Source organism: Pigmentiphaga sp. (genome assembly GCF_019689535.1).
Classification (GTDB): Bacteria; Pseudomonadota; Gammaproteobacteria; order Burkholderiales; family Burkholderiaceae_B; genus Pigmentiphaga.
Window position 1 is genome coordinate 1 of the sequence record NZ_JADGHH010000159.1, and the last position, 8403, is coordinate 8403.

The window sequence follows — 8403 nt, forward strand, 5'->3', positions numbered from 1 at the left end:
CGACCCTAACCCCCACGAAGCCCCCTACCGTCCGATCTATACCGCGAGCTCGTACGCGCTCGCCGCTGCGCGCCACATGTACGAGTACGGCACGACGCGCGAGCAACTAGCCGAAGTGGCCGTCGCCGCCAGGCAGTGGGCGCTGCACAATCCGGTCGCATGGGAAAAAACGCCGCTTACCGTGGAGGACGTGCTTGCGTCCCGCATGGTCAGTCATCCGCTCACGGTGCGTGATTGCTGCCTCGTCACCGACGGCGGCGGTGCACTCATCATGACCTCGGCCGCGCGCGCGAACGACCTACGCAAGGCACCAGCTTATGTGCTGGGCGTGGGCGAGCACCTGAGCCACTATCACATCAGTTGCATGCCGGACCTGACCGTGACCGGCGCGGTGCACTCCGGCGCCGCCGCCTATGCCATGGCAGGCCTCGGCCCCCGCGACATCGACGTGGTGGAGGTATACGACGCCTTTACCATCACCACGCTGCTCTTCCTCGAAGACCTGGGCTTTTGCCCCAAGGGCGAAGGCGGCCGCTTCGTATCGGGCGGCACCATCGCGCCGGGCGGCAGCCTGCCGGTCAACACCAACGGCGGCGGCCTATCGTATTGTCATCCGGGCATGTACGGCGTATTCGCGCTCATCGAGGCGGTGCGGCAGATCCGCGGCGAAGCCGGACAGCGACAAGTGGCGAAATGCGAAACGGCGCTGGCGCATGGCAACGGCGGCACGCTGTCGAGCCAGAGCACCGTTATTTTGGGGGGTGGTGCGGCGGTTTAGCCAGGACCTCTTCATTGCCCGATCGCCCGCCGCCAGCTTGCGGGCGTCAATCCATACGCACGCTTGAAAAGGCGGGTGAAGTGGCTCTGGTCGGCAAACCCCGCCTCCGCCGCGGCGTCTGCCAGCGTCGCCCCGGCGCGCACGAGCGTGCGCGCCCTGTCCAGCTGCCGCATGGTGCGGAAATGTGAGGGGCTCGTGCCGAAGGCGGCCCGGAACTGGCGCGCCAGTGTCCAGCGGTCCAAGCCGGCCACGCGTTCCAGCTCCCCAAGCGGACGTGGTACCGATGGGTCGGCCGCAATGAGCTCCCGCACCCGCACCAGTCGGTCGAGCGCAAGCGGAGTGCGCAGCCGGGTCGAGGTGCCGGCGTGACGCTGCAGCAAGTGCGCCACGGAGAGCGTCAGGTCGACCTGCTGGCACGGATCCAAGGGCTGGTCGATGTCCAGCAATCCTTGTTCGAAGAGGGGGCGCATCCATTTCCGGTCGATGACCGGGTTGGCGACGAAGGGCAGGGCCCGCCCTCCCAGGGCTTCCTGGACCAGCGCCGGAGCGATGTAAAGAATGCGGTATCCGAAACCCTCTTCGGTACCTCCCGCGCCGTCATGCAGTTCATCGGGATGCAGGACGTGCCCTTCCCCGACCAGGCAGTACCGCTGTTCGCCGCGATAGCGGAAGGTCTGGACGCCCCGCAGCGTGACGCCGATGGCGTAGGTGTCGTGGCGATGAGGGGCAAAGGCTGGGCCGGTGAAATCCGCCGCCAGGCGTTCGATGCCCGGGCCGCCCTGCCCATAGTGCAGGCGCGCCGGGGCGGGGCCGGCGGTTGTCGCTGACCCGCACAAACCTTCAAGACGCGGCGGTGCGTTGCGGTCCAGTATGTCCATGCCCTTAACGATAACGGACTGCCGGTCAACCGGGGGAGTGCCGGACGCGATGCGGAGGCTCTCCTGCCTCGACCGTTGGCGGGAAAAGGATAATGGAACCCCAAACTTGGTTGCCGCTGACCCATGCGCGTTCGGTGCTGGAGGCCAGGGGAGAGCGCTTCGCGGAGTTGTGGCGACACGGTTGCGTGTCGCTGGAACTATACGTTCCCCGCGGGGAAGACTTGCAAACGCCGCACGAGCGCGACGAACTCTACGTCGTCATCGCGGGGCGAGGCCGGTTCTTCAATGCCGGCCTTCTTCATCCGTTCCAGGCGGGGGACGTGCTTTTCGTGCCGGCCCGCACGCCGCACCGCTTCGAGTATTTCACGGAAGATTTCGCCGCCTGGGTCATATTTTTCGGCACCGAGTCGACATGACGGCCGCATGGTTCGTGTCTCTAGTGTTGTTTTCGTTCGCGATGGCTGCGACGCCGGGGCCGAACAACGTGTTGATGACCGCGTCGGGCCTGGCGCATGGATTCGTCCGCACCATCCCCCTGATGGCCGGTACGCTGGCCGGCATTGCCGCCTTGTTCATGTTGTGCGGCGCAGGCGTGGGCGCGGTGATCGCCAGCCTTCCGCATGGAGTCGCCTGGCTGAGGGCCCTAGGTGTGGCCTATGTGTTCTATTTGGCGTGGCGCTTGTGGCGCAGCGCTGGACTGAGCGACGGCCGCAGCCGGGCGCCGTTGGGATTCTGGTATGGCATGGGGTTTCAGTTTGCCAATCCCAAGGCGTGGATGATGACCATGTCCGGGGTGTCCATGTATGCCGTCGCGGAAGACGATTATTTCTTGCGATTGCTGGTCGTGACGGTCGTCTTCCTCGCCTGCGCGCTGCCTTCCATTGCCCTGTGGGCCGCCTGCGGCGGCTTCTTGAAGACCCTGCTGGAAGGCGGGCGGCGCTTGACATGTCTCCACCGCGCCATGGCGATCGCCACGGCCTCGTCCGCGCTCTTGTTCATTGGCGGTTGATTCGCCCGGGGCAAGGTGTCTGGGCGCTGCACCCTCACGCCGGCGCTCAGGCCGCGTCGGGGTTGGTTACGTTCTGCGGCGCCGCACCCGCTGCGGGGCCAGGCCGGCCAGCGCGCGCATCGAAGATATTGCGGAGCAAATCGATGGGGACGGGGAAAACAATGGTGGACGACCTGTCGTTGCTGATGTCGTAGAGCGTCGAAAGAAACCGCAACTGCATGGCCTCGGGGGCCGCGGCCAGCGTCTGGGCGGCCTCGACGAGGCGCTGCGCTGCCTGCTGCTCGCCTTCGGCATTGATGATCCGCGCCCGGCGGTTGCGCTCGGCTTCGGCCTGGCGCGCAATGGCCCGCACCATGCTTTCGTCGATATCGACGTGTTTGATTTCAACGTTGTTGACCTTGATGCCCCAATCTTCGGTCTGGCGGTCCAATATTTCCTGCAGGTCCGCATTGAGCTTGTCTCGTTCGGCGAGCATTTCGTCGAGCTCGTGTTTGCCGAGGACGGACCGTAGCGTGGTTTGGGCCAGCTGGCTGGTGGCTTCCATGTATCGCTCGACCTGGATCACAGCCTTGTCGGGGTCGACGACGCGAAAGTACACCACTGCGTTCACTTTTACCGACACGTTGTCGCGCGAAATGATGTCCTGGCTCGGAACGTCGAGCACGACCGTACGCAAGTCCACCCTCACCATTTGTTGGACGAACGGGATCAGGATGATCAAGCCGGGGCCTTTGACGCCGCTGAATCGTCCAAGGGTGAAGACGACGCCGCGTTCGTACTCGCGCAAGATCCTGATCATCGACAACAGGACCATGACGACGAGGAGGACGAGGATCAGGTAGGGAACGAGGGCAATGACCATGGTACGTGCTCCTTAGTGTGCGTCGGGCGGCGCCGCCCTGACGATCAGCGTCAGGCCGTCTCTGCCGGTAACCTGTATGGGCGATCCGGGCGCCAGAGGCTCATCGCTGCGGGCGCGCCAGCGCTCGCCATGGATGCGGACCTGTCCGCCGGACTGCGACCACGCCAACACGATGCCCCGCGCTCCGATCAAGCGATCGGCGCCGGTCACGACCTGTCTTCGGTGTGCGCGCACGACCGACGCCAGGACCACGGCCAACAATATGCCGCTTGCTGCTGCCGCGGCGGCGACTACGGGCAGCGATAGTTGGAAGCCCGGAATGTCGCCGTCGAACATGAACAGTGAACCCAACGCGAAGACGGCGACGCCGCCTATGCCGAGCAGGCCGACAGAGGGCGTGAGTGCCTCGGCCGCCATGAGTCCGATGCCGAGCAGCACGAGGCCGATGCCCGCATAATTGATGGGAAGCAGGTTGAGGGCGAATAGCCCGACCACCAACGCCACGGCCCCCAGCACGCCGGGGAAAATGGCGCCGGGGCTCATCAGTTCAAAGATGATGCCGTAGATGCCAAGCAGCATCAGGATATAGGCGATGTTGGGATTGGTGATGATGGCGAGGAAGCGCGTGCGCCAATCTGCTTCGACCGATACGATCGTCGCACCGCGGGTTTCCAATCGCACGTCTTTGCCTTGGAGCTTGACGCTGCGCCCGTCCGCCTGCGCCAGCAGATCGTCCAGATCGCTCGCCACGACTTCGATGACCTTGCGTTCGAGTGCCTCGCGGTCCGGGATGCTTGCTGCGTTGCGCACCGCGTCTTCGGCCCAATCGGCATTCCGGCCATGCATGTCGGCGAGGCTGCGTATGAACGCCACCGCGTCATTGACGGCCTTGCGGGTCATGGCATTGGCCTCGGGCGCCTGCTCGGGCGGCTCTTTGGCGTCGCCCTGGGGTTTGTTCCGCTCCCTGCGCGCTTTCGGGTCGCCCGCCGGGACGCCCTCTCCGGAGCCACCCATGTTTACTGGCGTGGCGGCACCCGTGTTGGTCCCGGGGGCCATGGCCGCCAGGTGGCTGGCATACAGCAGGTACGTCCCTGCGCTGGCGGCCTGGGCCCCGCTGGGAGCCACATAGGCAATGATCGGAATGGGCGAGGCCAGCATCAAACGGATGATGTCTCGCATCGAAGTGGCCAGTCCGCCCGGGGTATCGATGCGCAGCACGATGGCGCGTGCGTTTTCCTGCCGGGCCCTCTCGAAGCCGTGCTGCAGGTAGCCGGTGGTGGCGGGCCCGATGGCGCCTTGGACGTCCAGCAGGACGACGGTTCCCGGCGCGGTGGTGTCTGGGGCTGCGGCGACGGCAATGGCTCCCGGCCAGAGCAGTACGAACACCAGCAGCAACCGTTTCGCCCACCATTGGAGAAGGGGCGCTCGGGGCGACGCACGGTGGGGAGAATCCTGCGCTCGCATGACGTCTCCTTGGCCTTGCGATGTGCCGGCGCGGCGGCAAGCACATAGATGCGGGGGGAGTTCGAGCATAGGCCGGTACTGCACGGATGGCAATCCTGCCTGCTCCAGCAAGCTGCATTCCTGGCCGCCGACTGCGCAGTCGGGCGAGGGGTTGAACCGGCACCCAGCCCCCGCTGCTTACAGGGTTTCGATGTGCTTGGCCATGCGTTCGCGCATCGCGCGGTCCGGAAGCGGCTCCCGGGCGGCGCTCATGTTATCGACGACGTTGGCGGGGCGGCTGGTGGCTGGCGTGGCACAGGTGATGGCAGGATGGGAAATGACGAACTTCAGGAAATACTGCGCCCAAGTGCGAATGCCAAGTTCGGCGGCCCAGGACGGGACCTCCCGGCCGCGCACCTTCTCCCACAATCGGGTCCGGCCAAACGGCGCGTAGGCCAGTACGGCGATGCCCCGGTCGGCCGCCAGTGGCAGGATGCGCTCCTCCATCACGCGGTTGTCGATGGCGTAGTCCACGCCGATGAAGTCGAGCGGCTCGGCGCGCATGGTCTGCTCCAGCAATTCGTACTGGCGCGGAAAAGTCGTGGTCACGCCGGCATAGCGGATTCGCCGCTGTTCGCGCAGTTCCTTGAGTATGCTGAACTGCATCTCGACGTCGCCCATGTTGTGAACCTGGATCAAGTCGATCACCTGCTTGCCCACGCGCTGGAAAGAGGTTTCCACCTGGGCGCGGGCGCGCCCAGGGTCGGCACTGCCGCCTTGGGCGACGTTCAGTTTGGTCGCCCAGAAAAGTTCGTCGGCCAGCCCCGATTCGCGCACGATTTGTCCGGCTACCTCTTCCGATGCGCCATAGGCCGGGGCCGTATCGAACACGGTGCCGCCATGCTCCAACATCGACATGAAAACGTTTCGCAGCCGTTGCCAATCCTCGCTCCCGGCAACCGCGGAGAACGTGGCTGAACTGCCCAGCCCCACCACGGGCAAGCGTTCTCCCGACTTGGGGATGGGGCGCGTGATGATCGGCTCGGGTGCCGGTGCAGCGCGGGACAGTGCGGTGGGCGCGAGCGCCGCGGCCGCGCCCGCGGCCATGCCCAGTTTCAAGGTATCGCGGCGGGAAATCATGATTCGCTCCCCTCTTGCAAAATGTTGAAGGCGTGCGGCGACGTCGATGTCGACGCCGAAGGTTCTCCGGCCAGACGTTGCTGCGTGCGACCCAGCCAAAGCGCCAGCCCCATCCAAACGATGGCCAGCGGAAGGGCTGCCCCCGCCACGGCGTAGAGCCCCATGCCCAGCCTGCCGAGCATGCCCTCCACCTGGGCGCCGGCCACGTCGCCGAACCGGTAGATGAAAGTATCGATGAAAGCCTTGGCTTTGTACTTGTCTTCCCGGTTGAGCACCGTGAACAGCGTTTCGCGCGCGGGGCGCATGATGGCGCGTTGTACGGCGCGAAAGCTCGCCTCGAATGCAACCAGCGCCGCCAATGAGCCGACGATCGCCAACCCCACGAAACCCAGCGCCGCGGTCAACGGAAGAAGCGCCAGCGTGAGTGCCACGCCCAGGCGTTTCATCAACTGGCCGGCGACGGCGAGCTGGATTACCAGCGTGGCGACCTGCGTCAGCATGTCGATGCGTGCAAACAGCGCTGTGCGCACGTCCAGCTCGCTACCCGCCGCTGCCACCATCTGCAACCGGGTGAAATACAGGAACGTCGCCATGACCGCCAGGATGATCACGTATAGGGCAATGCCGGCTAGGTAGCGCGACCGGAACAAGGCCTTGATGCCTTCCCAAGCGCTGCCGCCGATGCGTTCGGGGGCAGCGCCTGGGGTTTCCCGCTTTGCGTTTTCCGGGCGGCGGCGCGCAATGCCGAGTCCGAGGGCCAGTGCCAGCAGCAAAAACCCCGCCGATATCAGCAGCAAAGACGGCGTTCCCAAGGGCTTGGCCAGCAGGGACGCTAGCCACGGACCAAAGATGGCGCCCAACGTGCCGCCCACGGAAATGAGGCCGAAGCATCGCTTGCCCTGTTCAAGCGTGAAACGGTCCGCCATCAGCGCCCAAAAGACCATGGTCGAAAATAAGTTGAAGACGCTGAACCACACGTAGAACACCTGCCCGCTCGCCGTTCCGACTGCTTCGGGCGCTGCGACGAGCAGGAGGTAAAAAGCCCCGAGGCTGGTGGCGAAGAAGCAATACGTCGCTGCGATGAACTGTGTGCGCCGGAATCGGCTGACCAACCATCCGAAAAGAGGATTGACGGCCAGCGTCGCGAGCGCGGTGCCAACGAACAACCACCGGACGGCGTCCAGGCCACCTCGCATGCCGAGCGCCTCGCGTGCCGGCCGCAGCATCATCAGGGCCGTCAGCACGCAGAAGAAAAAGCCCACCGCGAGCGAGACGGGAAGAATCTCCTCGCGGCGAACGTTGAACAGGCGCGAGAACTCGAGCTTCATGCGGTGCTCCGTGGGCACAGCGGCGCTGCCACGCACTGGGCGCGCCCGGGCGATAAGCATAGCGGGTCCCGGCCTGAGGCGGCAGGGGTTGGCCCGGCGTAGCAGGACAGCGCAGAATGGCAAGCGCGAGAGGCAGACTCTCAGCCGCCTTTCTCGCCGCGGTCCTTGCCGGAGGCGGGTTTTCTCCCCCGCTCGACCATCGCGACGATGAGTGTGCGTAATTCATCTTCTGCCTGGGCGGTCGATATCTCTCCTTGGGCCGCGGCATAGGACAGGCCGTTGGCTGCTCCGAGCATCCCCCACAAACTCGCGGTCGAGATCTTGTGACCCGGCGCATAGGGTGAAAGTACGCAGCGGCATTTCTCGATGAACGCGGATTCGTATTCCCGCTTGATCTCCTCAAGCTGGGGGGAGCCCGCCAACGCCGCGATGATGCCGGGAATTTCGCGGCCCTGGCGCATCACGCACCTTACATAGGACGACGCTATCACGCGGCTCACCTCAGCCAAAGTGGGTGCGCACGTGCGGAGCGCCTGGTCCATGAGCGCATTCTGCCTCGCGTCGTAATCCTTATATAGCGCCGCAAGCAAGCCCAGCCGTGTCTCGAAATGATCGTAGACGACGGGCTTGGTCACGCCCGACCGTTCCGCCAATCGACCCAAGGTCAGTGCCTCCGTGCCTTCTTCGCCGATCAGCTGCCAAGCGGTCTCCACGAGCTGACGATAGCGCTCTTCGCGGGAGAGACGGCGGCGGGTTTGTGTCATCGCCACGAACTCCAATTGGGTTGACACCGCTAATATACCAACGGTAACCTACTATTAGTAAGTTACCAAAGGTAGGTCGCTGTGATGCAGCGTGCGGCAGGAGCATCCCATGCATGTATTAATCGTCGTTTCCCATCCTGATCCCAAGTCCCTCACCCATGCCATCGCGGCGGAGATCGCCGCGGGCATTGTCCAGGCAAG

General features: G+C 64.8%; 9 protein-coding genes. 3 read left to right on the forward strand and 6 right to left on the reverse strand.

From position 1 onward, the window contains the following. The coding region (locus tag IRZ12_RS13245; RefSeq protein WP_296469201.1) for an acetyl-CoA acetyltransferase at positions 1–778 on the forward strand (778 nt) is incomplete at its 5' end. An 11-nt stretch (positions 779–789) separates the two neighbouring features. On the opposite strand, the gene IRZ12_RS13250 is transcribed toward IRZ12_RS13245, so the two are convergent. Beyond that, positions 790–1656, reverse strand: coding sequence for an AraC family transcriptional regulator (locus tag IRZ12_RS13250; protein ID WP_296469203.1), 867 nt, complete (start codon positions 1654–1656; stop codon positions 790–792). Between the two features lie 92 nt (positions 1657–1748). Here IRZ12_RS13250 and IRZ12_RS13255 point away from each other — a divergent pair, with 92 nt between their 5' ends. After that, on the forward strand, positions 1749–2072 hold the full coding sequence (locus tag IRZ12_RS13255) for a cupin domain-containing protein (RefSeq protein WP_296469205.1): 324 nt from the start codon (positions 1749–1751) through the stop codon (positions 2070–2072). After that, positions 2069–2665, forward strand: a complete 597-nt coding sequence (locus IRZ12_RS13260) for a LysE family translocator (RefSeq protein ID WP_296469207.1) — start codon at positions 2069–2071, stop codon at positions 2663–2665. The genes IRZ12_RS13255 and IRZ12_RS13260 overlap by 4 nt, the downstream gene beginning before the upstream one ends. Positions 2666–2711: 46 nt before the next feature. On the opposite strand, the gene IRZ12_RS13265 is transcribed toward IRZ12_RS13260, so the two are convergent. The 5 genes from IRZ12_RS13265 to IRZ12_RS13285 form a co-directional block, all read right to left on the reverse strand. Further along, a complete protein-coding gene (locus IRZ12_RS13265) occupies positions 2712–3527 on the reverse strand; it encodes a slipin family protein (RefSeq protein ID WP_296469209.1) in 816 nt (271 codons plus the stop codon). Positions 3528–3539: 12 nt separating this feature from the next. After that, the gene (locus IRZ12_RS13270) at positions 3540–4991 is read right to left on the reverse strand and encodes a nodulation protein NfeD (protein WP_296469210.1); all 1452 of its coding nucleotides are present in this window, start codon (positions 4989–4991) and stop codon (positions 3540–3542) included. Positions 4992–5168: 177 nt separating this feature from the next. Next, positions 5169–6110 (reverse strand): aldo/keto reductase, encoded by a 942-nt coding sequence (locus tag IRZ12_RS13275; RefSeq protein WP_296469212.1) that lies wholly within the window; start codon positions 6108–6110, stop codon positions 5169–5171. Next, positions 6107–7438, reverse strand: a complete 1332-nt coding sequence (locus IRZ12_RS13280) for an NTP/NDP exchange transporter (RefSeq protein WP_296469214.1) — start codon at positions 7436–7438, stop codon at positions 6107–6109. Before IRZ12_RS13280 ends, IRZ12_RS13275 begins: the two co-directional genes overlap by 4 nt. Before the next feature lie 140 nt (positions 7439–7578). Continuing rightward, a complete protein-coding gene (locus IRZ12_RS13285) occupies positions 7579–8202 on the reverse strand; it encodes a TetR/AcrR family transcriptional regulator (RefSeq protein ID WP_296469217.1) in 624 nt (207 codons plus the stop codon). Positions 8203–8403 lie beyond the last annotated feature (201 nt).

Excerpts from the sequence above, each read along its gene's own strand:
- IRZ12_RS13250 (WP_296469203.1), bottom strand. The coding sequence starts at position 1,656 with ATGGACATACTGGACCGCAACGCACCGCCGCGTCTTGAAGGTTTGTGC.
- IRZ12_RS13255 (WP_296469205.1), top strand. The coding sequence starts at position 1,749 with ATGGAACCCCAAACTTGGTTGCCGCTGACCCATGCGCGTTCGGTGCTG.
- IRZ12_RS13260 (WP_296469207.1), top strand. The coding sequence starts at position 2,069 with ATGACGGCCGCATGGTTCGTGTCTCTAGTGTTGTTTTCGTTCGCGATG.
- IRZ12_RS13265 (WP_296469209.1), bottom strand. The coding sequence starts at position 3,527 with ATGGTCATTGCCCTCGTTCCCTACCTGATCCTCGTCCTCCTCGTCGTC.
- IRZ12_RS13270 (WP_296469210.1), bottom strand. The coding sequence starts at position 4,991 with ATGCGAGCGCAGGATTCTCCCCACCGTGCGTCGCCCCGAGCGCCCCTT.
- IRZ12_RS13275 (WP_296469212.1), bottom strand. The coding sequence starts at position 6,110 with ATGATTTCCCGCCGCGATACCTTGAAACTGGGCATGGCCGCGGGCGCG.
- IRZ12_RS13280 (WP_296469214.1), bottom strand. The coding sequence starts at position 7,438 with ATGAAGCTCGAGTTCTCGCGCCTGTTCAACGTTCGCCGCGAGGAGATT.
- IRZ12_RS13285 (WP_296469217.1), bottom strand. The coding sequence starts at position 8,202 with ATGACACAAACCCGCCGCCGTCTCTCCCGCGAAGAGCGCTATCGTCAG.